Source organism: Spartinivicinus ruber, assembly GCF_011009015.1.
GTDB lineage: Bacteria > Pseudomonadota > Gammaproteobacteria > Pseudomonadales > Zooshikellaceae > Spartinivicinus > Spartinivicinus ruber.
This window is the reverse complement of the sequence record NZ_CP048878.1, coordinates 1,877,934-1,901,442: the sequence shown is the minus strand read 5'-3', so window position 1 is coordinate 1,901,442 and position 23,509 is coordinate 1,877,934. Positions and strand designations below refer to the sequence as shown.

At 37.5% G+C, this 23,509-nt stretch carries 22 protein-coding genes; 12 read left to right on the top strand and 10 right to left on the bottom strand.

Translation table 11 applies throughout. The annotated features are described in order from the left end of the window. The first annotated feature begins 578 nt into the window (after positions 1-578). Positions 579-986 carry a DUF5329 family protein gene (locus G4Y78_RS08975; protein ID WP_163832700.1) on the top strand — a complete coding sequence of 136 codons (408 nt, stop codon included), beginning with the start codon at positions 579-581 and terminating at the stop codon, positions 984-986. A 94-nt stretch (positions 987-1,080) separates the two neighbouring features. On the opposite strand, the gene G4Y78_RS08970 is transcribed toward G4Y78_RS08975, so the two are convergent. Beyond that, positions 1,081-3,117, bottom strand: coding sequence for a neutral/alkaline ceramidase (locus G4Y78_RS08970; RefSeq protein WP_163832699.1), 2,037 nt, complete (start codon positions 3,115-3,117; stop codon positions 1,081-1,083). 336 nt (positions 3,118-3,453) lie between these two features. Here G4Y78_RS08970 and G4Y78_RS08965 point away from each other — a divergent pair, with 336 nt between their 5' ends. The 4 genes from G4Y78_RS08965 to G4Y78_RS08950 all read left to right on the top strand — a co-directional run bounded on the left by G4Y78_RS08965 (position 3,454) and on the right by G4Y78_RS08950 (position 7,427). Further along, positions 3,454-4,179, top strand: coding sequence for a leucine-rich repeat domain-containing protein (locus tag G4Y78_RS08965; protein ID WP_163832698.1), 726 nt, complete (start codon positions 3,454-3,456; stop codon positions 4,177-4,179). 95 nt (positions 4,180-4,274) lie between these two features. Then, positions 4,275-4,631 (top strand): GFA family protein, encoded by a 357-nt coding sequence (locus tag G4Y78_RS08960; protein WP_163832697.1) that lies wholly within the window; start codon positions 4,275-4,277, stop codon positions 4,629-4,631. A 243-nt stretch (positions 4,632-4,874) separates the two neighbouring features. After that, positions 4,875-6,575 carry a DUF885 family protein gene (locus G4Y78_RS08955; RefSeq protein WP_163832696.1) on the top strand — a complete coding sequence of 567 codons (1,701 nt, stop codon included), beginning with the start codon at positions 4,875-4,877 and terminating at the stop codon, positions 6,573-6,575. 69 nt (positions 6,576-6,644) lie between these two features. Beyond that, complete coding sequence (locus G4Y78_RS08950; protein WP_163832695.1) at positions 6,645-7,427, top strand: substrate-binding periplasmic protein; 783 nt, start codon at positions 6,645-6,647, stop codon at positions 7,425-7,427. 5 nt (positions 7,428-7,432) lie between these two features. On the opposite strand, the gene moaA is transcribed toward G4Y78_RS08950, so the two are convergent. The 6 genes from moaA to G4Y78_RS08920 all read right to left on the bottom strand — a co-directional run bounded on the left by moaA (position 7,433) and on the right by G4Y78_RS08920 (position 12,760). After that, on the bottom strand, positions 7,433-8,425 hold the full coding sequence (moaA, locus tag G4Y78_RS08945; protein ID WP_163832694.1) for a GTP 3',8-cyclase MoaA: 993 nt from the start codon (positions 8,423-8,425) through the stop codon (positions 7,433-7,435). A gap of 186 nt (positions 8,426-8,611) precedes the next feature. Beyond that, positions 8,612-9,835 (bottom strand): molybdopterin molybdotransferase MoeA, encoded by a 1,224-nt coding sequence (locus G4Y78_RS08940; protein ID WP_163832693.1) that lies wholly within the window; start codon positions 9,833-9,835, stop codon positions 8,612-8,614. A 113-nt stretch (positions 9,836-9,948) separates the two neighbouring features. Continuing rightward, positions 9,949-10,461 (bottom strand): molybdenum cofactor biosynthesis protein B, encoded by a 513-nt coding sequence (gene moaB / locus G4Y78_RS08935; RefSeq protein ID WP_163832692.1) that lies wholly within the window; start codon positions 10,459-10,461, stop codon positions 9,949-9,951. A 275-nt stretch (positions 10,462-10,736) separates the two neighbouring features. Continuing rightward, positions 10,737-11,345, bottom strand: a complete 609-nt coding sequence (locus G4Y78_RS08930; protein ID WP_163832691.1) for a MarC family protein — start codon at positions 11,343-11,345, stop codon at positions 10,737-10,739. A gap of 28 nt (positions 11,346-11,373) precedes the next feature. Continuing rightward, positions 11,374-11,709 carry a phage holin family protein gene (locus tag G4Y78_RS08925; protein ID WP_163832690.1) on the bottom strand — a complete coding sequence of 112 codons (336 nt, stop codon included), beginning with the start codon at positions 11,707-11,709 and terminating at the stop codon, positions 11,374-11,376. A 118-nt stretch (positions 11,710-11,827) separates the two neighbouring features. After that, positions 11,828-12,760, bottom strand: coding sequence for a helix-turn-helix domain-containing protein (locus G4Y78_RS08920; RefSeq protein ID WP_163832689.1), 933 nt, complete (start codon positions 12,758-12,760; stop codon positions 11,828-11,830). Positions 12,761-12,901: 141 nt separating this feature from the next. On the opposite strand from G4Y78_RS08920, the gene G4Y78_RS08915 reads away from it, so the two are divergent. Next, the gene (locus tag G4Y78_RS08915; RefSeq protein ID WP_163832688.1) at positions 12,902-13,309 is read left to right on the top strand and encodes a rhodanese-like domain-containing protein; all 408 of its coding nucleotides are present in this window, start codon (positions 12,902-12,904) and stop codon (positions 13,307-13,309) included. 43 nt (positions 13,310-13,352) lie between these two features. Here G4Y78_RS08915 and G4Y78_RS08910 read toward each other — a convergent pair whose 3' ends face one another. Continuing rightward, entirely contained in the window at positions 13,353-13,799 is a 447-nt protein-coding gene (locus tag G4Y78_RS08910; protein WP_163832687.1) for a cytochrome b, read from the bottom strand. Positions 13,800-14,125: 326 nt separating this feature from the next. Between G4Y78_RS08910 and G4Y78_RS08905 the strand changes: the two genes are divergently transcribed. Then, positions 14,126-14,590 carry a GNAT family N-acetyltransferase gene (locus tag G4Y78_RS08905; protein ID WP_163832686.1) on the top strand — a complete coding sequence of 155 codons (465 nt, stop codon included), beginning with the start codon at positions 14,126-14,128 and terminating at the stop codon, positions 14,588-14,590. A 91-nt stretch (positions 14,591-14,681) separates the two neighbouring features. Beyond that, positions 14,682-15,320, top strand: a complete 639-nt coding sequence (locus G4Y78_RS08900) for a hypothetical protein (RefSeq protein WP_163832685.1) — start codon at positions 14,682-14,684, stop codon at positions 15,318-15,320. A 54-nt stretch (positions 15,321-15,374) separates the two neighbouring features. Here G4Y78_RS08900 and G4Y78_RS08895 read toward each other — a convergent pair whose 3' ends face one another. Together G4Y78_RS08895 and G4Y78_RS08890 are read right to left on the bottom strand one after the other, a co-directional pair. After that, a complete protein-coding gene (locus tag G4Y78_RS08895; protein ID WP_163832684.1) occupies positions 15,375-16,016 on the bottom strand; it encodes a DUF2799 domain-containing protein in 642 nt (213 codons plus the stop codon). Positions 16,017-16,271: 255 nt separating this feature from the next. Next, positions 16,272-18,299, bottom strand: a complete 2,028-nt coding sequence (locus tag G4Y78_RS08890; RefSeq protein ID WP_163832683.1) for a methyl-accepting chemotaxis protein — start codon at positions 18,297-18,299, stop codon at positions 16,272-16,274. A 399-nt stretch (positions 18,300-18,698) separates the two neighbouring features. Here G4Y78_RS08890 and G4Y78_RS08885 point away from each other — a divergent pair, with 399 nt between their 5' ends. From G4Y78_RS08885 to G4Y78_RS08870, 4 genes are all read left to right on the top strand, one after another. Further along, complete coding sequence (locus tag G4Y78_RS08885) at positions 18,699-19,280, top strand: acyloxyacyl hydrolase (protein ID WP_222937670.1); 582 nt, start codon at positions 18,699-18,701, stop codon at positions 19,278-19,280. Positions 19,281-19,561: 281 nt separating this feature from the next. Then, a complete protein-coding gene (locus tag G4Y78_RS08880) occupies positions 19,562-20,308 on the top strand; it encodes a hypothetical protein (RefSeq protein ID WP_163832682.1) in 747 nt (248 codons plus the stop codon). A gap of 93 nt (positions 20,309-20,401) precedes the next feature. After that, complete coding sequence (locus G4Y78_RS08875) at positions 20,402-21,856, top strand: S8 family peptidase (RefSeq protein ID WP_163832681.1); 1,455 nt, start codon at positions 20,402-20,404, stop codon at positions 21,854-21,856. 47 nt (positions 21,857-21,903) lie between these two features. Next, on the top strand, positions 21,904-23,430 hold the full coding sequence (locus G4Y78_RS08870; RefSeq protein WP_163832680.1) for a S8/S53 family peptidase: 1,527 nt from the start codon (positions 21,904-21,906) through the stop codon (positions 23,428-23,430). Positions 23,431-23,509: the final 79 nt, after the last annotated feature.

Here is a 23,509-nt window from a genome sequence, read left to right as displayed (position 1 = left end):
TCAATATACTGAATATGTAGCCTGTATATTAATAAATTAACATGGATAAAGCATTACAATAAAATAAAAAACGAAAGTACCAAAATTCATACACATCAGTTACTAACTCAACGTAACAGTTACCAAATAATAACCAAGTGCTTATCACAGAATAAACAACTCTTCCAGTTAAAGCTGTTTTAGGTTAATAACTGCACACAAATAACCTGTTTACTCTGGCATAATAAAAGCTAAGAAATACAGCAAAATTATTGTTTGAAGCTCATCTAATTCACACTGATAATAAGTTCATAGTCTATTCACTACGACTCGTCGTTATGGATAGAAATAGAAAAAACAATGTCAGTAAACACAAACATACAGATTAGCGATTGAAATATTTATCTCTAGGGTTGCAACAGCTATTTTTTTGTTAGTCATTTAAGTTTAATTTTATTTTTTAGTGGATCAATTCACAGAATCGCATAACTACTTATTTGATCTTTTCTAAACTAAAGGTGAAAATCAGCAACCTTTATAAACTGTGAATTAGGTTTAGTTGTGAGTATTAAATACACTGAATAGAGGGTGATCACATTATGTTCAACTTAGTCAATAAGCTATTACTCATGATAACTATGTTTAGCTTGACTATCCCAACGTTCAGCAATAGCCAGGCAGAGATGCCTAAGAATCAAGACCAGGCTTTAGGCTTGGAACAAAAACAAGAAGTGAAACACTTGCTTGAGTTTGTTAGAAACTCTGCCTGCACTATGATGCGTAATGGTGCTAGACATAGCTCTCTTGAAGCAGCGCAACATATTCAAAACAAATTTGACTATTTCAAAGAAGACATTCAAACCACAGAGCGCTTTATCCAACTAGCTGCTAGCCGAAGTACACTCACAGGTAAAGATTATCATGTGCTGTGTAAAGACCACCCCCCAATGTCCAGTAGGGAATGGCTAATGACTGAACTGCAAAGCTTCCGTAGCAATCAGCTCTAGTTCACTAGCTTCCTTTTCAGTTTTCTACTTTCAATTACCAGGGACCTAAAATTACCGCCCCTGGTTACATTTTAACTTCCCTTGCGTTGCCTTATTACTTCACCTTTCTTGTAAGTTTATTTGCAACCACTGCAAACTCACTTGAAGTACCTTGATAATCCAACAACTGATAAGTCCAATTCTTTTTGTATGTACCTTCGTGTCGGATACGATAACGTCCTGGTTGCTGATCAATAGGAATTTGCCAACTAATTGTTACTACTGAAGTCCCCCATAATGGATCTTTTCTCTGCCAATGATAACGGGTGCTCCAATCATTATCAGTAAAAACAGGCTGCCAAATTTGCTTATCATTTACCTGAACTAGTTGCTCCACAAATAAATAACTGCTTCCAGTTTTCAAATTATTTTTTGGATGACCGGCCCAAAAACTCACCTCTACTGTTTCACCGGATTGATATTGAGTTTTAACGTCTGTTACCCGATCCCCTATATGTTTAAAGAGTGGAGGCTGATCATAAACAACACCAGTTTGAAAGTTGAGTTGATGCGCAGCCAAATCTCTTGGTAATGGCTCATTTTCATGAGTAATATCTGAGCCCTCAACTAAAGATTGTGCCAGGCCAGCAAAGGCTTGGCGGTAAGCAGCTAGCGTCCAGGGACCAAAATGAGTAGACCCCCCTTCATAGTGCTGCTTATTATATTCTTCTTGGGTGGTTAAATAGCCTGCATAGGCATTGGCATAACCTGCTACTACCAGGTGTGAAAATAAGCTTTGTGCTTGTACACTAACTGTCGTTTTTAAGCGTCGTCCAGCCATAACTGTTACTTCGGCAGGCAAGCCTAATAAACCCAGCTGACCGATTCGCAATAAACTGACAGGTAAAACTTCCGGACTCCATGGAAACGGCTTAAAATTTCCCTGAGCTAGTAAAATAGGTTTAGGCGCCTGACAGCGCTTCAGTGCTGCAGATGGTTGGGTAAGCATCCAGGTAATTGCTTTCCAGAAAGGGTTTTCCTTTAATGCCCCTTCTTTAAATGAAAACGGTCCACGCCCATCTTCAGTCCCAGCCGCAAATGCATAGCCCAGTGCAGCAGTACAAGTTTCGCGTTGCTTACCATCAGTAAATTCAGGCAACACTTGTTGGTTAGCCATATTTACATAGCGATGACGAAACTCAACAGGCCCAGTTAACTGGATAGCAGCCGTTTTATAAAGAGACCACGCTTTGTTAAATTGTCGCTCCCCAATAATACGTGTATTAGCAAAAGCGTCTTTGGTTGGCCCTGTACCATCTAGTGCTAAATTAGGTGACATATCAGCAGCATTAGACTGGGCAAATGCTGCCACAAAGTCAACATCACCCACCTGCTGTTGTATTCTCTGCTCAAACAAATAAGCCGCATAACCTTTATTATCACCAGAAATTAATCTATTGGCATTTGACATGGAAACAGCGTGGGTAGGAAACCAAGATAATAAACCAATCGGCTTTCCTTGCCGTATAAATTTTAAAATAGTCATTTGCTGATCTTCTGCAGGAAAATATTCAGCGTCATGATTATTCAAATAAGCTTCTAAAGAACGATTTTTATTAGCTCCTGTCAATTTACCTTTATTCAACAAAATATAACCCGGTTTAAGTTGTTGGTCTGCTGCTAGAATAGCATCCGTAATACCATCTACCACTACCTGGAAATTTTCTTTAATAAAACCTTTGCTGGAGATGTTATATAACGCATAGTGAGAAAAGCCACCTGGCCCACTGTGAGTATGAGTGGCAGTAATTAGCAAATTCCTGTCGCTATAACGATTACCTAATTTTTGCCGCAGCTGCCGTACTACTGCTTGGGTTATGCCTTGAAAAACCATGCCAGCATCAATAGTCACTAAAGCAACCCTTTGTTGATCAAACCTGTCAGTGACTACAAATGCCCTAGCCCACAACCGTTGATGAATCCCTGCCGCCACTTGATCGGCTTTAGCATATCCTAACATCACCACTTCTGCTGCAGGTCCAGTAATATCTCTCTTGGCCTGCCCTATTAAATAATTATTGGCATACCCCCAGCTGGAAATTGAAATAAAAATTACACTTAGCGCGATACAAATCTGTATTAGTAGCTTCATTTAAACACCTTACTTGTCTTATTTTTGTTATTCCAATTAGTATTAGTAGATAAAGCCCCACTTTACCTACCTGGATTAGACTTATATCGCAAAAAGGAGGTAACTATCGAGCAAAACAATTAACACCCGATGTAATATTCGAGAAAAATTAAATAATAGATAAGAAATAACTGAAGGACTATTAACTGATAACTATCAATTCTTCCCATAATTTATTAATGGAGATGGATGCTTATTGAACTACTCTTGATAAAAGAATCTTGATGAAAGGCAATGCATACCTTATACAAAATATGATATTTACTCTTGGATATATTATACTAAAGGGATACTTTTATGAGCAACAAAATTTTAAAATTAGTTATATTTTTTAGTACCATATTTCTTACTTTATTATTTAAAAATATAAGTTTTGCCAACTCATCACAAAAATCCAACTTAAAATATGTTTCAGATATCAGGTTTAAAGATGAGTACTTTTACCGCTGTTTAGCTAAAAATGAAAAACAAGTTTTGAAAGAAATAGAGTTTATTGACTGTCCTAATATGAAAATCATGTATGCAGATGAAGTAGAGTACCTTCCAAATATTAAGAAAATAAACCTTGCTGAAAACCAAATACAACAACTGAATATTTCAAAGAACCCATTGTTAGAAGAGCTCAACCTTTCGGGAAATCAACTCTCCAAACTTGATCTAAGCAGTAACTCTAACATTAGAATACTGATGCTATCTAACAATAAACTGGATACCCTCAATACTATACATAATACTAAATTAGAAGAAATTACTATAGAAAGTAACATTCTTAAGAAGATTAATTTTTCAAATAATATTAAGCTAAGCCATATAGATATTTCCTCCAATAAAATTAGCGATCTTGATGTATCAAAAAACATCAACTTATCAACACTAAATGCCATAAATAATCGCATTACCACTTTAACGCTTCCTGAAGTTCATAAGTTCATTTTGGTAGAGGTAAATAACAATCCTCTCAATGAGGAAACAGTCAAAAAATTAAAAGGAATCCAGCTTTCTCAAGGGTCTGTTAGATTCTAAATGAGAAATGTTTCTGAAAGCAGGTAAATAGATTATGACATCAATACAAAAGTAGTTTAACTTATCCAAAATAAGTTAATTCTCAGGAGTTTACCATGTATCGTGGTGAGTGCCTTTGCGGTACCGTGATGTATCAAGTCAATACAGCAATATCAACCATAGAGTGTTGCCACTGCCAAACCTGCCGAAAAGCGCACTCATCTGCATTCGCCATAGGCGTAACAATTGACTCATCAAGCTTTGAATTCGTTAATGGAGAGGATTCACTTCAAGCATTTGAGTCATCCAACGGAAAATTCAGAGTATTTTGTAAGAAATGTGGCTCCCATATCTATGCTTATCGACCACAACAGCCAAAAACAATTAGGCTAAGAGCGGCAACTCTAAACACAGATTTAAATCAGTTTACCATTAAACATATTCATACAGAGAATAGGATCAAATTAAACTGACATATACAGCTAGTCTTCTATAAAAATGGCTATACCAAGTCCTGCATATCGGTGAACTTGACCATTATTGAACTCGTCACTTTCAATAATGCCCAGCTTCTATTTAAAAAATATTTAGTAAAACTGTCATACAACGCTCATAACTGGCTAAAATTCCACATTGCAAGTATTATATCCAAACAGCTTAAAATTACTGATAAAAGTATGTAAATAAGCACTTTCATACTCGCTAATGGAAAGTACATGGAACAATACCAAAGATTTGAAACAGATCTTATCAATTTTCTTGCCAGTGATCCTAATGAGTCATTATCGCTTGGTTTAGCTAAAAACCTCAACGATTTACCTGAGCCATCAATTGAAAACTGCTCTGCCAGGGCTAAACAGGCACAAAACTTAATCAACCAAATTAACCAATTAAAACAGACAACAACAGACTTCAATCAACTCACTGACTTACAGCTATCTGAGTTACATCTCAGTAAAATCGTGCATCGCTATCAACGTCGCTTTAATGGCAGGTTAGAAATTGCTCAACACCCAACGGCTGGCAACGACATTAGTGAGGGGATATTTACTTTATTTGTTGATGATCCCAGATCTGCCAGTGACCGCCTAGAAAACATTTCTTCCCGCATTGCGAATATCCCTACTTTTTTACATGGCATGTTAGCTCGCTTAGACACCCCAGTTAAACGCTGGCAATCAATTGATCTGGAAACCGTTGCAGTATTACCTACGCTGTTCAAAGCAATTACTGATTGGGCAACTGAGCAACAGTTTAGTGGTTTAAATGAGCTAAAAAAACACATTGCCCAAGCCGATACAGCTCTTAACCATTACCAGCGACAACTCAGCCAGTTGCCCACTACCGACCACTTTGCATTATCGGTAGGCGATGCCCAACAAGTAGTACATAACCATGGTATAGACTTATCCTTCAATGAATTAAAAACCCTTGCAGCTAACTTTCTTCATCGTACCCAAAAACAAATTGATGAACTCTCCCAAACCTTAATAAAAAAATATCAGTTACCCACTGAGACTACTCCAGAATCACTTCACCAATTTTTAAATAAGCATTATCAGGTTCAACTTACCAATAACGACCTCCATTCTATTATCGATATTTATAAACAAGAAAATCAAAAAATTATTAACTTCATTAACAAGCATGATTTATTTCCTATTTTCGCTGACCAGCAAATGTTAATTGAGCAAACGCCGAAGTTTTTAGAACCAGTCATTCCTGCTGGTGCTATGCGTTCTCCATTACCATTACGAGAAGGCACACGTACCAGTTTAATTCACCTGACTTTACGGGAAGATATAATTGATGAGCATAATATGCTGGGCATTCCTGTAATGATGATTCATGAAGGAATTCCTGGTCACCATTTACAACTAGCAACCAGCACAACCCATAGCAGCAAAATTCGCCGTATCATTTTTGCCCCAGAGCAAGCAGAAGGCTGGACCACTATGCTTGAAGACTATATGTTAGACATAGGATACATGGGTGACTTAACCGATGAAGCACGTTTTATTGCCAAGCGAGAGATCTGCCGAATCGGCGCCCGGGTGGCTATTGACCTGTTTTTCTTAACCGGAAACAAACAGTTTCTTGATGTCGGAATTCCCTTACAGACACCCACCAATGACCCTTTCAGCATAGCAGGTGAGCTCTTACAAAAAGTTACTGGTTTTACTGATGGACGGGTTCAAGCAGAATTAAACTGGTATTCGACTGAACGGGGTTACCCCATGTGTTATTTGGTTGGCAATCAATTGGTTTGGCAGCTAAAACAAGATTTTATAAAAAAACAGCAATCTACTTTGTCCGGCAACGCTTTAGATCGTGCTTTTCACCAGGCATTTTTAGCCACAGGCAATATGCCCGTTTCTATGGTAAGAGAGGTTTTTGCTCAGCAACAGCTGATCTAAAAGAAAGGGCACCCCTAATGCTCTATAATGTAGTGATAGTGGATTTATTACTATTCAGAGTATTCTACAATGTTAGCCTCAATCAAGCGGTTGTTGGTAAAAGGCTTTAGGCAACCGCTAAGTATAATTTTATTTGCAGCCGTTTTAATTACTCCTGCTGTAAGCAAAGAGCTTCGGTTTGCTGCTACAGAATGGCCACCCTATAGTGGTGCTAATTTAAAAGGAAATGGCTTTTCTCCTCAATTAATAAGATTAATCTATAGTCAGTACGATTATGAAATACAAATCATTATTTTACCTTGGGCTAGAGCTTTAAAAGGAACAGTAGAGGGTAGTTATGATGGATTATTAGATGCCTGGTACTCTGCTGAACGGGCTGAAAAAATGTTGTTTAGTAAGCCTTATATGAATAATCGCATTAAGTTTATAAAGCTCCGCAACAATGACATTACGTTTAATCAGCTGTCTGAGTTAAAACCTTACCAAATTGGTATAGTTCAGGATTATGCTTACAACAAGGCATTTGACACATCAACTGAGCTAACTAAAATACCAGAACGTACTTTTGTTATTAATTTTTATAAGTTGCTTCACTATAGAATTGATTTAACCTTGGAAGATGAACTGGTTGCACGCCACGAAATAAAAAAAATATCGCCACTTTTACTTAAAGAGGTTGATTTTTTACCAAAAGCTTTATCAGAAAATAAACTACATATCGCTTTTCCTAAAAAAAATGAGTCTCTGGTTGATATCTTTAACAGCAGCCTAGACGAAATACAACGAAATGGTTCTTTATTAAAACTTATGTTAGAACATGATTTTTTTGTTGAGCCCCACCCAACACTTTAATAGGGTTAACCCCCTGTCATATTCATAAACCTCACAAGCTGTACATCACCAGTAGGATCAAAATAGTGGCGTTCAGGCTTCAAGTCCATCGCCGTTATAATAGTTTCGCGTAATTTATCCTGCTCGCCCGGATAACGTCTAATAATATTTTTTAAATCAGCAGAATGCTCATTACCCAAACACAACAGAAGTTTACCTTCTGCCGTCACTCTTACTCGATTGCAATCACCGCAAAAATTATGGCTATGGGGGGATATAAAACCAATTTTGCTTTGGTAGCCCGGTATTTGCCAATAACGACTAGGTCCATTGGTTTCATAAGTAGAAGGGAATAACTCGTATTGTTGCTGAATAATTGTTCTAACTTCTTCACTGGTACACAATGTCAGTCCTCGGCTGTGCTCTGAAATAGCACCCAGCGGCATTTCTTCTATAAAGCTGATATCTAGGTTATTTGCCAATGCATAAGACAGTAGAGGTAAAACTTGATGCTGATTGCGTCCTTTCATTACGACCACATTCAATTTAATTCCTTCAATACCTGCTTGTTGCGCGGCATCAATTCCTGACAATACTTTTTCAATATTACCAGTACGGGTTAACTGTTTAAATTCAGTGGGATCAAGAGTATCCAAACTAATATTTATCCGTTTGATGCCTGCTTTAGCTAATGCTGTTGCATACTTAACTAGCTGAGAGCCATTAGAGGTAATTAACAGCTCTTCAAGGTTAGATAAAGCAGCTAACCGTTCAATTAACCAGATTACGTTATGGCGAATTAATGGTTCACCGCCAGTTAAACGAATTTTATTCACCCCAAGTGAAACGAATGTTTCCGCCACTTGAAGAATTTCTTCCAAGCCTAGAATCTTTTGTCTGGGTAAAAACGTCATATCTTCCGCCATGCAATATACACAGCGAAAGTCACAGCGGTCAGTTAGAGAAAAGCGTAAATAGGTAATCTTCCGGCCAAAACGATCAACTAATGGAGAATTCATTGTTATTACCTCTTCCACTCCATGATAGTAATGAGCAATCCATCGGTGTATAACTTATTTTTAAACCACGAAACACTCTCACCATCATTTTTTACCTATTTTACTGCATATTAGCAACTGCAATGATCAAGATTGTATGACGGAAGCGACCATCACTTACTTCTTTAATTACAAAGCTTATACTGATTAAATTAGCTCGCCAAATGGCCAATATTCGAGTAGATCACCTTGGTTGACTTCCGTATCAGCAGGCACCAGTGCCAACCCCGTAGCCCAGCTTGCCGACGACAACACCCCCGAACCTTGCTTAGGATAAGGGACAATGGTTAGCTCTCCCGCTTGAGGCTGTAGTTGTACTCTCAAATACTCAGCCCGACGCAGGTTTTTCTTTTTAGCGAAGCCAGCCTTAAATTGATAACTGGCAGGTTTTGTCTCATGTAAGCCTTGCATTTGTTGCAATACTGGACGAGCAACCATCAGGTAAGTGACTAATGAGGATATTGGGTTTCCAGGCAGGCCAAACACAGGCTTCTTATCTAATTGCCCATATAATAGCGGCTTACCAGGTTTGATTGCCAAACGCCATAAATGCACTGTACCGCACTCTTGAATAACGCCCTGAACATAGTCTTCCTCTCCTACAGAGACACCACCCGTCGTAATTATGGCGTCGGCTTGATGGCTTGCCTTTAATAAGGCCTGTTTAGTTGCATCATGCTGATCAGGGAGAATACCGCCATCCATCACCTTAAAGCCTGTTTGCTGTAATAGGCCTAACAAAGTGTAGCGGTTTGAGTTATAAATCTTACCCTCTGGTAATGGCTGGCCTGGTTCAATTAGCTCATCGCCCGTAGTAAACAGCGCGACTGTTAGCGGCTTATAAACCGGCACTTGCATCACCCCAACCGAAGCTAATAATCCTAGTTCCTGAGGCCTTAAGCGTTTGCCAGCAGCCACCACTTGCTGCCCTTCAGCAATATCTTCACCAGTATTACGAATATGTTGGCCAATTTGCCAGCCCGGCTGTACTTCAACATGGTCACCAGTTACTTTCACTTGCTCTTGGGGAATCACCAAGTCAACATTTTCCGGAATAAAAGCCCCAGTAAAAATTCTTGCTGCCATGCCCGAAGGCAGGATGCCCGGTTGATCTCCAGCAGCTACTCTCAAACCAACAGGAAGCCGGGTAGATTGATCCGTAGCCAAATCTTTAGCATTAAACCCGTAGCCATCCATCGCACTATTAGCTGCCGGCGGCACATTTAAGGTAGACAATTGATCTGCTGCTAATACTTTGTTTACAGCTTCAGCCAATGACAGCCATTCAACATCTGCCTTATGTTGCAAAGTTTCCTGAATTTGTACAATTGCCTGGCTAACTGTAATAAGATTATGCTCTGAGCAGCTCATTAACTATTTTCTCCACCGATTATGCTTGTTGCTTTTACCGGGCCCCAGAAGTTTTCTTACAGCCAGTGAAATCAAGGCCTCCAGTGTATAACCAATCAACCCAGATACTTACTTCATTTCGGCAACAAATGGCATACAAAGTTGCAAGGACGTGTTGTGCTATCCAGCTGGGGCTTAATAATTTTCTCCCAACCGGTCCTACAAGCTCCCGTTGATCCGGGCAGACAAAAGATAACGGTATGATTGGCTAATCCAGCCAGTGCGCGGGACTGAAGGGTTGAGGTACCAATCTCTTCCCAGGAAACCTGCCTAAACAACTCACCAAAGCCAGTCACTTCCTTATCAAACAATACGGCTACTGCCTCTGGTGTGCTATCACGGCCAGTAAACCCTGTACCACCTGTAATCACTACCACCTGTACTGTTTCATCATAAATCCATTGCGAAATAATGGCACGAACATGATAAATATCGTCTTTGATAATTTGCCTGTGCTTTAATTGATGGCCTGACTCCTGTAAAGCGCTAATCAAATACTGACCAGAAGTATCAGTAGACTCATCCCTGGTATCACTTACAGTAAGCACAGCAATATTGAGTGGAATAAAATCAGTATGTTGATGCACTTTTGTTAATCCTAATCCGAGAATAATTCAGCCTACCATCATAAATATATTTACGTAGGAATCAAAACGAAATGACTATTATCTATTACGACCTGTGTACCTATAACGATCTGTAATTGTCTTACTCTTGATGCGTTATGACTACTTTTTACAAATACCACTCACCTTTGTTTACAATTTCATGGATATCAGCTTACTTTCTCTCTTAGGGAATATATTGACCTTAGTCAATAATTACTCACCTATGAATATACTAGGGACTACCCACAGAGAGCCTATAGCTGAAAGTAAACTTGTACCCCTTCCAACACACTATTGGTTGCTACAGCAGCCAGTATTAGCCCCATTACCCGGCTAATAACACTCGCTCCAGAGGTACCAATAATTTTCTGAATAAAAGGAGCAACTAGCAGTAACAACAATGTTATGAGCATAATAAGTAACACAATACCAGTGGTTATCACTTGGTCGACGATTGAAAAGCGGTGATTATCAGTGAGTAATACCACCGCCATCATAGCACCAGGCGAAGCGATGGAAGGTATTGCCAAAGGAAAAATCGCACTATCAACACCCTTATCAACCATATGTAATTCTTCTTCTGGCTTACTTTCACCAAAAATCATCGACAGCGCAAAAACAAATAAAACGACTCCACCTGCCACCTGAAAAGCAGATAAAGGAATTGACATTGACTCTAGCAGTATTTCACCAGCAACAATAAAAAACAGCAAAACCAAAGAAGCAACGCCTACTGCAACTAAAGCAATTTTTCGGTTATGAGCAGCACTACCACTTGCCGTTACTGCCAAAAAAACAGGTAATGTTCCGATAGGATCAATCACAGCCCAAAGCAATACAAACTGCCGTATTAAATCCTCCAACTGAAACCCTCCTTTTGCTTACTCCTTGTTACATCACCCAGTTAATCAGCAAATTTAATATGGTTAACATAATGCTACCGACAATGGCAGGCAAAAATCCCCTTACCTTAATGCCTGGTACCAGCGCTGCGGTCAACTGTAGCATAAATGCATTAATTACCAGTAAAAATAACCCTAACGTAATAATAGTAATCGGAAAGGCTAAAAAGGAAATAACCGGCTTAATCACCGCATTACAGATACCTAAAACAATAGCACCGAAAAAGGCAGTACCAAAATTGTCAATTTCAACTCCCTTAACAAAATTAGCCACTACCAATAGAAAAATGGCAGTTAATAATAAGTGTACCAATATTGCTAACATTGCATTCTCTCGTTTTTTATACCCTTCACGAATGGCTATATAGATTACCTCCTTTGACTATAGTACTGCTCATAAATAGCCCCAGGAAAGCAATGCCACTCTTATTATAGAGCTACTTTTATAAAAATTGTGCCTGATATTGGCTAGGTGATATCCCTAGGTATTTTCTAAAGTAATGGCGTAAATTCATAGCATTACCAAACCCTACATTAAGCGCGATCTGCTCAATAGAAGCAGTACGTTGCTCTAACTGCTTTTGCGCCAAGGTTAACCGCTGTCGGTTAAGCCATTCTTTTGGGCTCATACCCAAGGCCAATTTGAAATGTCGATCAAAGCTTCGCCGTGACATGTTAGCTTGTTTAGCAAGGTCATTCACGGCTATTGGCAGATGTAAGTGCTCTACAGCCCAGTCCAGCGTGGCAGAAAAATGATTATGATGTTTGATAACAGGTGTTTCCACATACTGCGCTTGACCGCCACTACGATGAGGGGAAACCACCAAACGCCGCGCTACTTGATTAGCAATGTCATGACCAAAATCCTGACGGATCACTTCAATACCCAAATCAATTCCAGCGGCACTACCTGCCGAACAACCAATTTGGCCATCAAATGTATACAAGACATTGTCTTGAAAATGCACTTGCCCATAACGCTGTTGAAATAACTCAGCATAACGCCAATGCGTCGTTGCCCGCCTACCATTCAACAGCCCCAATTCAGCAAGCAAAAATGCTCCTGAACAAAACGATAATATTCGACCACCACTTTTATACTTGTTAGTTATTTGTTGCTTTATTAATGTGGGTACCTCCGTTTGCTGAACTGGCCAACCTGGGATAATCAAGGTGTGATAATCCAATAAACTCGTCACCGGCTTTGCTGTCACTAAAATACCACCAGTCGCAGATACCGGACTACGATCAAAAGTGACCACTTCCGCTTGATACCACTGCTGATATTCTGGCCGGGATAAGGCAAACAGCTCAATGGCGCAACCAAACTCAAAGGTAGCCAACCCCGGATAGGCCAAAATCGCTACTGTACACACTTTTACTTGCCATCAGTTAAATCACTTGGCTTAAAGTTAACGCATATTGTCTTTTAAGCCAATTTAAATTGGGGCTCCCACTGCATAAGATATATACCAAAACCCATGATATAGATTTATCAATTCCCCAGGAGCAATAACATGTCGTCAGTAGTATCTAGAACACCTGCAGCGCCCAGCTATCAAGCATTAGCCCATTTTCAGCATTTGCTACAGTATGAAACTGATTGTTGGGATGTTCACCACGCAATAACCAACCACCAACAAGATTTTGTGTTATTGGATGTGAGAGGTGAAGAAGCATTTAACCAAGGACATATTGCAGGCGCTATTAATCTACCTCATTGGAAAATAAAATCAGAATTAATCAACCAATTTCCTAAAAATACTCTATTTATTGTTTATTGTGCTGGCCCTCATTGTAATGCGACTGAAAAAGCGGCCGTGCGCCTGGCCGAGTTAAAACGCCCAGTTAAGAAAATGATTGGTGGTATTTGTGGTTGGATTGATGAGGGATTCATTTTGACAAGCTACATAAACCAGCTGTAGTAAAATATACTCACTATAGCTGGCATTTCACACATTCCACTTATTATTTATTTACGCCAATCATTCTATACATAGTATTGTCCTTTTTAACCAGCTGATGCCAAAGCGCTCCAACAATATGTATAGCTAAAATTGCAACCATTAAATAGCCGGCAAAGAAGTGGGCCTCTTTGGAAAAACCAGCCCAAAAACTATTCATAGGCCTCTCAGCTGGAGGGACACTTTCAATTAATGAGAATTCAAAGAAAGGCAAACCATAACCACCTGCTGCAGATGCAATAATGCCTGAAATAGGCATCACTATCGTACAAGCTAATAACGTATAGTGCGCTAATTTAGCTAATATAACCTGTATTGACTGGTCATTATTTAAAGGCTTTGGAAATCCTTCTTTTATTCGCCAAATAACCCTTAACACCGCAATAAATAACGCCAATACACCAACTGACTTATGCCAGGAATACCAGCCAAAGTCTTCGAAAGTAGTCATATATACCGGATGACAATAAAAAAATCATCACAGCTGCGACAATCCAATGCAATAAAATAGTGGTTGTTCCCAGCTTGTCAATACGTGGAACTGGTTGATTTGACGTAGGCATAGAGTACAGCTCTCCTCAACAGAGTGATATTGTTATTCAAACTTAGTTGATAGACTAACTTGCATTCCTGATGTTAAGCTGACTTTCTAAAATATTTTATTTTGTTTAAAGTACCTATTTATACTATTTTAGCAAACTAAACTCTTGTTTGAATATCCTTGTTAATGGGATAGACCATTCCAAACCACCTGATAACATATAAGAGAGAAAAATTATGGTTACACTTCGCCCAATGAAACAATATGAATTTACTATATTTTTTGAAAATGAAGTAAAAGAATTTGCTGAGTGGATGACAAAAGCCTACAAGTTACCACCTAAAAGAGCCTTGGATATCGCCAAAGAGCAACTTTCATATAAGTATAAAGATGGCATCAATACAAAAAACCAATATATTTATACAATTGAAGATAAACATCAACAAAAAATAGGGGTTGTCTCTTATTCTATTCAGAAGGATGAGCAATCTGCCTGGCTTGATACTATAGAAATAGATCAACCTCATCGGCAACAAGGTTATGGCAAACAAGTACTGGCTTTAATTGAGAGCAAGATAAAGCAACATCATGTAAACCATATAATACTACACGTTTACAAAAATAATAAAATTGCCCAAACACTTTATAAAAATAGCGGCTATCAGATTGTAAGTCATATAATGACTAAGCAGCTTTCTTGATGACTATAACAAAAAGCCTTTTTACGCTATTCATAAGCCAACAAATTGAATAGACTACGTTAGTTTACTTCATTATAAGTGATGCAATAAAGTGTTAAAAAAATCCTTTCTGACTATTAGTCTTATACTTACTACCACAGCATGTAGTGAGTCAACAAATTCCACTCGTACTATCTGCCTTAATCAAGAACATATTTGCAACCAAGTAGCGATTAAAAAAGAGTGGCCAAAAACCAATGTTAGCCAAGGCTTTCAGTATAAATGGAAAGACCTCCAGCTTGTACTTCCCTCAAGCTTCCAATCTGTACGTCAAATCCATGACTCTATATTACTGGAGTATCCAGTAAATACCTCATTAAAAATAACTCCTCTTATTTTGCTCAAACCACCTCATTCGCCAGAAAATCACCATATCAAATACAATCCAGTGCCACGGAATCAATTTCAAGTAGAATTTCAATTTACACTCAACGATTTACCAGAAACAATTAATAGTTCTATAGAAGAAGCCTCATGGGAAAATGGCTTGTTTGGAAAAATACTAAATGCAGACCAAAACAAATGGTTTTATGCAAAAGATGGCATTCATGCGTACGTTTATCAACATCACAAGCACCATCACATAGTGATTATCACCTATAATAAATACCCTCAGTACGCTTTAGAATTAATTCTAAAAGGAAAATCTGTAGCAGTAGAAAATATAGTTGCCAACATAAACACTAAATAAACACTTATTTTAACATTCCCCACTTATAGTTCATGACTCATCCCAATTGAGCATTTACCAACTATCTCTAAAACGCAGTGAATTATACTGTTGTTTTGACCAGCGCTCATCACTTTCCAGCTGATAGATTTTATGTTGTAACTGTTGCTTGTTATACCGGATATTATTTAAATCTTGCAATATTTCAGCCCGCCGCGCGGATGTCAACCCATCTTTTACCAGCTCACGCTCTTTTTTATTAATCTTTTCATCAAATTCTTCTAATTCAGAGCTTGCACGCCTTAAATCATCTTGAATATTTTTCCACTCTCTTTTCGCCTGATAGATTTGTTTCCCTCGGTTATACCCAGCTAAAAAGTTAGCTTCTAATGGATAAGGGCAAACACCCTTATACCTATTACCTTCAACACCTTCTTGAAAACCATTTGCCTCAGTACAATATCTATCAAGCCCAGAACGATGACCTAAACGATAGTTGTCTAAATCAGGTCTAACCCCATATTCAGCACAGTCTTGTCGATAGTCTCCAATTCTAGATGGAGGCCGCCCATCAGCACCATCTGCATAACCAACTGTATACCAGTCTGCTGTCAAGCACTCTTCTCTAGACATAACACTGCAAGCGGTAAGACTAATAAGCAAAGTGGGTATACCAGCAGCTTTAATAAGCTTTATCAGACACCAATTCATATTCATGTACATCTACTGATTAAGACTCATATATAGATAACTATTGAATCTTATAACATTGAAGACCTTTTTAAAATAAAATAACCATTGTAATAATACGTATAGGGCCGCTATAGTCTGAGTATTACAAAAGCAGCAAATGTAAAAAAAGTAAAGATGATTGACAAGACAGTTATTTTACAAAAATCAACGTATACTCATATAAGCCAGCTGTGCCAGATATAAATTGGCTCAAATGATTTACTGTAATACCACCAATAATCAACCAAACTTAAAGCCAGAAACAATATCTTCAATATTTTTACTGCGGATATGTACAGAATTAGCACTTTCAGCAACACGTTTTGCACTAGATACTAAATTTGATGCCGATTGATTAACTGAGTCTATATGCGAATTAATATCAGCTGCTGTAGATGCTTGAATGTTCGCAGCCTCGGCAACTTTTTGGAATGCTGCAGCCACTTGATTTGTAGCCTCAGTCACCTTTTGTAATGCATCACCTGTATTACGGGTTCTCTCTTCACTGGTCGCGGCATCACTTGATGAAGCCTCCATCACCTTAACCGCATCTTCAGCTATTTGCTGTAAGTTTAAAATAGACTGACTAATTTCATTCGTCGCCTCTTGGGTTCTTGTTGCCAGGGTACGAACCTCTTCAGCGACAACTGCAAAGCCTTGCCCCTGCTCTCCTGCTCTGGCGGCTTCAATCGCGGCATTCAGTGCTAATAAGTTGGTTTGCTCTGCTACCTCTCTAATCACATGTATCACATTACTGATATTGTTAGCACTGTTAGCCAATTGGATAATCTGTTGGGCAGCATCATTAATTTGCTCAGCCAAACGATGACTTACATTAGCTGTTTCAATAGACTGCTGTGAGCTTTCTTCAACAGAGTGATAGACATTTTGAACATGGTGCGATGTTTCATCTGCAAGCTCTAGCATCGACTGTGCCGAATCAGTACTATGCCTAACAAGCTCTACAATATGACTAATCCTCTGCTTTTGGTCATTCCCTGATTGCTGATTAGTATCTGACTCTTGATCAAGTGCCTGAGCCGTTTGGTTTAACACAACAGCTTCATCAGCCAGTGCCTTCACTTTCTGACGTAATAAGTTCATCGCTCGGCCTGTTGCATTAATGGCTTCAGAGAGCTCATCCTGGCCTGTTGCTTCCAATTGAATATTTAGTTGGCCTAACTCTAGTGAGTTTGCAGCATAAAGTAATTTATTTATAGCTAAGCGTGTATTAATTTGATAACAAACTAATAAATATAGTGCAGACAGCATAGTTACACTAAATACAGTAATTACCATATTACGTTTGTTTTGCGTTTCAGCTAAGTGTTGTCTAGCACCTTCCACAAATAGCTCTTCAATTAGGAGGTAAAAATCCATTTGAGCTTTTATTGCGGTAGAACCATTATTAAAAAAATCTTCTACTGCAATTGATGGGCTGTCATTTTTTAGTAGTTCACTTCTGCTGGTTAATATAAAATCGTTCACCACTTTTGATAACTGGTTAGAATAAGGTTCTATGCGTTTTTGATAGCTATCAGAGTAATTCCCTAATGCTGTAATCTGTGCGACAACTTTTTTATAGGTTTCTTCCATAACTTCAGTAAGCCGGGTTACCTCAATAAATAACTCAGGGGTAAATTGGCCTTTAGCAGCAACTAAACTCCCTTTACCACGAAGTTTTCCTGTTGTTTCAAACAATAGAGGTAACTGATATACAAAAATATCCATGGCTAAAAAAGTATTTAATTTAGGGTCAAGAATAAGACCACTATCTGTAGCAATGGTATCGACAATAATAGATATACGATTGATCCAATCTGAATGTTGAGAAAAGGCCTTGTTAGCTGGTACATTCATGGATAAATGATCAACCATCGACTTCCAATCATGAAAAATAGAGCTAAGCTCACGAGAAATTTTTGGATACCCTTTATCATTTGCCACTTTAATTGCATGTTGAAATGCTTGTTCAAGTTTATTTCTAATGTTAGGAAGGTCATCCGCTGCAAGTTCACTACCAGCCAGCCAAGCAACTGTTTTACCCCTATGTTCAGCAGCAATAAGCTGCAAAGGATGCACAGCAGCAATAAGCTGCTGCCCCTGTAACTCAGCCTCCCATACACGGATATCTTGATTATGTGTAGCCACAAGTTGCCAAAAAGCATATACAATAGGAAAAGCTAACAAGCCCAAAATTAACTGAAACTTTTGTGTCAAACGCAGTTTAGCAATGAGTCTTTGGCCAAAATACCAAAAGTTTACCATGAGAACTTCCTTGTTCTTTATATATTCAAGTACTTAAACACAAGAATGAATAGTTCCTTTTTCAATATTCCTGTTATATAGCATTGGTAGCTTATAAAAAAAATCTAGCTAACTTGTTTAGTGTAGTAAAGCTTTAGGAAAGTGTAGTGCATCAAAAATTAAATCCATGCTAAAAGCTGTTTTACATAAAAATAAATTAAACACATGTATTTAAAGTTTTATTAAGAATAATCAAACACAACCAATAACAACCCAACACATTAATAAAAAAATCAGACTAAGATAATATAGATATAAGTCACAACTCATAGTAAAGAAACTGTAAAGCTACTTTATTATCAATAATATATACCTACAATTCCTACTGTATTTTTTCAGAATAAATAAAGGCCATTTCCGATGAGATTTCAGCTTTACTCAACAGCCTTACTTATTACTCACTGTTTAACAAACACAGCTCTCGCTGAGTCTAAAACCAACAATCCAATGTTTGGCGATAAAGAAAATCAAATCATGGTACACGGTGGCATGAGTTTTCGTGGCAAAGGGTTTGAAAAACTTTACTTTGGAGGTATTTCCTATAGTCAACCTGATACATTCTTTCGTTTACCAGCAAGAAATAATCTTGAATTAGGTATATTCCGAGGAAAAAACTCAAAAAATGATCCTACTAATAAAAGTTTTAAAGATAATGTAGACTTAAGTCAGTATGACCTGAACATGTTTGGCATATCGAAAGATGTAGCACTACTTAGCGGAAAAAATACTTACCTCACTGTTGGTTTAGGCGCTTATATTAAAGATAATGACACCAACCGCATAGGTTCTAAATTCACCTTTGGGGAACGGTTAGCGGTAGGCTATCGTTTTGATAGTGGTATTGCACTAGAACTTTACGCAAGACACTTTTCTAATGGTTCACTAACAAAGGAAAACAGTGGACAAAATTTTGCTGGCCTAAGTGTTGGTTATACATTCTAATTCAAACAATAATTTTTCCTATGAAAATCAATCTCTCCAAATAATACCTCTAAGCCCATTTTAAAAATGGGCTTTTTTTTAACATTTCCCCTTTATAACCAGCACTTAGCTCAACCTAACAAATTAGTTTTAAGTTAGCTCACCAACATCACATTAGAATGTAAAGATAAAACTTACAAACCTAAAAATGCAAAATAAACCAACATATTAACTAACCACATAATTAAAATAATTTGCACTAACAAATCATAGAACACCTCTAATAAAATTAAGGATAAAATATGAAACTTAATAAACTAGCTTTTATAGCTACTACCCTTGCTTTTAGTTCACTAAGCCAGGCCAACGGTAATTTTGATAGTGACTCTTGCTATCAATCAGGTAAAGGCTCTTCCAAATGTAGTACTTCAGCTAGCTGGAATAGCTCTAACAAACATTCATCAAAAAAAATCAGTTCAAATAAAACAAACCGCTGGAATAACAAAAATACAAGTAATGATGACTGGTTTGATAATTCATGGTCTACAAATAATTGGCCTAGTAGTAACTGGCCTAAACCTAATTGGCCAACAGATAATAGTTGGCCTACTGATAACAACTGGCCTTCACCTGGCGATGCAAACTCTAAAACTAAATTATGTCAATCTATTCAAAAAATAGATAAGCTCACTAATTGGAAAACCACAGGTACAGCAAAGCTTGCTGAGGCCAAGCCCAGTACTTTATGTGAAGATAAAAATGAGTTTCATTTAACTAACACTTATGCGAGTGGTGGAGAGCTTCAATATCAATTAAAAGAAGATGGTAACTATCAGCTAGAAATGGTAGTCCATGGCGTTAACAACCAAAAAACAACTGTCAACGTATATGCTTGTGGTAGCACCAGCCGCATTACTGTTTCAGGCGGCAATTCAACGGGTAGAGTCAATAGCAGTGTATATAACAGCTGTGGCAATATTCGTATTTTTGCTGATGATCCTGCAAGTACGATTGTTATTGATAAGTTGAAAGTGAGTAAAAATAGTTAATTAATCCAACAACTACATATATGAGAAGTATTGATCATATATCTATAATCAACTTCAATTAAATAATATCCACCCAACCTTAAAGAGCTATTTATGAAGTATTATTTATTATCAAGTTTAAGCCTTGCTATTTTTGTTTCCTGTAATGCCCTAGCAACTGAAAATACAGAAGACTCCAACAAACTCAGTCCCAAAACAATTAATAAAACAAGCTTTAACTCAAACAGCAAATTTAATTACCCTAACATCTCAGGACAGCTTAAACGAAAGCTGGAAACAACCAATAAAAATATAGCGATAAAAATTTCCATCAAGCTTTCAGACAATTTAATAAATAGTGATGATACAAACTTTGAAAATGAAGCAAAAGCTGTTTTAAACAATGCAGGGATACAATATAGTAATTTTAATATGGTTGGAACATCGCCATTATTTACAATAGAAATTACATATGAAGATATCATTAAGCTAAGCAATTCTTCCAAAGATATTTATATAGAAGAGGTTTCACTTAATACAGGAAATTTATCAAAAAAAAATAGAGGATATCGTACTTCTTTTACCCAAAGTGACTATAATGGACATACAAGATTCAAAGACCTTACTGGAAAGGGAATTACTGTAGCTGTTATTGATTCAGGCGTAGCCAATGTCCCGCAGCTGCCTAATGTTTCTCACTATTGCTTTTCTAAGCATATAGATCAGAAGGGGGAGCCGTCCAATTGTCCACAAAACTACCCAAATGAAGGAGGTAGTGCTCGTACCATAGATGGTAAACAAGATACTCATGGTACACATGTAGCAGGCATCATTGCGGCGAAACCTCTCAAGGGAGGTGCTCCTGCTGGAATGGCCTATAATGCTAACATTGTCAACTTACGCTCTTTACATAAAAACGGCAATGGATCAACTTTTGACACTATTGAAGCATTAAATAAAATTACATCAGATATTCCTGATGTGGATATCGTTAATATGAGTTTAGGTAGTAGTAGTTATGCTTCAGAAAATTGTGATGGCATGTTATCAGGACATCTAGCTGATTATAAAAAAGCAATTGATAATCTAGCAAAAAAAGGGGTAAAAATTGTTGTCGCTTCTGGTAATGATTACCAAAAAGGATACGTTGGATTTCCATCTTGTCTTCAAAACGTAATTTCTGTTGGTGCTGTCTACCCAACATCAGGAACAGATGACTATACAAATGAGACCTACAATAGTGGAAATGTGACAGACTATACCAATCTATCTAAGCATGTAACAGTATTAGCTCCAGGCCATAATATCGAATCAACAAATGCAAATTATGATGAAGCTGATCCTAATTCTTTGAAATTAAAGATCTCTGGCACTTCTATGGCAGCTCCTTACGTTTCAGCATGTATTGCCAGAATGCTAGAGAGAAACCCAAAATTATCAACCACTGAAATAAAAGATATTTTTAAATATTCAGTCAAACAAGGAAGCAAGAAGAACGACTACGATATTAGTAGACCTATGCTAAATTGTGATGATGCACTATTACTAACTCCTTCTTCTAGAACTTAGATCCTAAATAATACCATTAATCTTAAGTATACATTCTGGAATATAATATGAAGCCAGCCATAAAACTCAGCACTATTTTTTTTATAGCATTAAACTGCACTCACTTAAAAGCAATTACTGTAGATGAAGTCAAAAAAGAGCTGTCACCAAATTTAAACAAATATGGCAAAACAATAATTAATGATATCGCCCAATCAAGTGATTATAACAATGAGCTTTACAAAGTATGGATTAAAGTTGATTTCAATCTTCCTGATAAAGAAAAAATAGAGCTAATTAAACTAATAAGTAGCAACTATCGAATTGGTTTGAATTATGAAAAACATATAAAGGATTCTATTTATCGTGAGTATATGGCTCTTGACATTGACACACTAAAAAAACTTGCAAATCATCCAAATATATTGAATATAAATGCAAGCCCAGAAGGAAGAAATATAAAAGTAGCTGTTTTTACTACAGGAATACCGAGCAACCGCTCTGAACTAGCGCATGTCAATGAACATTGCTTACTTCCACTTTATGATAGGGAAGGTTTTGACCCAGATTATGATGATGGTTTGTATGAGCCAGAAGATAAAAAATATCAAAAGAAATCTTCATGTCCATCTGGATCAAGTCGTCAATCTGGTAAGGGAGCTGCATATAGCATTGATGATGCTAGCTACATGGGAGCAGAGATAGTGAGCAGTATCGCAGCCAAAAAATACAAATCAGGTAGTAAAAAAGAATCAAACGCTAAAATTGGCAGCGCCTATCTTAGCGATATAAACGTGTATAACGTACACCACACCAATTATAGACCAAATAATTTACATGGAAGTGAATTAGGCTCTGATGGTGGCACTTATGACTGGCTAGGTATTAAAGAAGGTTTATTAGAGTATGTAAATAATCCAAATAAAAAGGTGGACATTATTTATTTACCCAGCTTGTATTATAGGGGTGTTAAGGGTAGTGATTGCTCTGGACATTCTGTGGTTCAAAATAGTGAAAACACCTTCTTTCAAATAAGACAAGCCATTAATGATCTGATAGCCCGTGGTGTGGTAGTCATTACTCCTACTGGTAATAAGGGCTATACAGGGCAAACTGCTTTCCCTGCGTGTTTACCTGAGACAATATCAGTTACGGCCCACTCTCCAGTTGATGTTTCTAGCTCTGTGATAGATAACTTTGACCTTTATGCTTATCCTACAGTAGGAACATGGCTTAATAGTCCTTATACTGAGAATGTACCCATGTATTTTTCCAATATAAGTAAAAGTACAACTATCTCAGCAGAAGGATTTTTTATATCGAGGGAACCTATAACAAATGACCTATATCCAGAGCGAATAATTTCTAGAGGTAGTCATAACTATCAAGCTGTATCAACTCATGTAGCAGCCGCAAAAACTCTCTCTTGCATAGCCAAATTAAAGGAAATAGAACCTTCTCTTAACCAGCAGGCTATCAAAAATTATCTCACTAAAAATAGTAATGGATATACCTATAAGCCAGGTGATACCCTAAATCCTGTACCACTACTTAATTGTGATGCAGCAATCGACGACTTATTAAGTCGTTATTAAAAACTAGCTAATAAAATATATTCATGCCTCCTATTTGAAGGAGGCATTTCTCTTATACCTGTTCCATTCCTCTATAGGA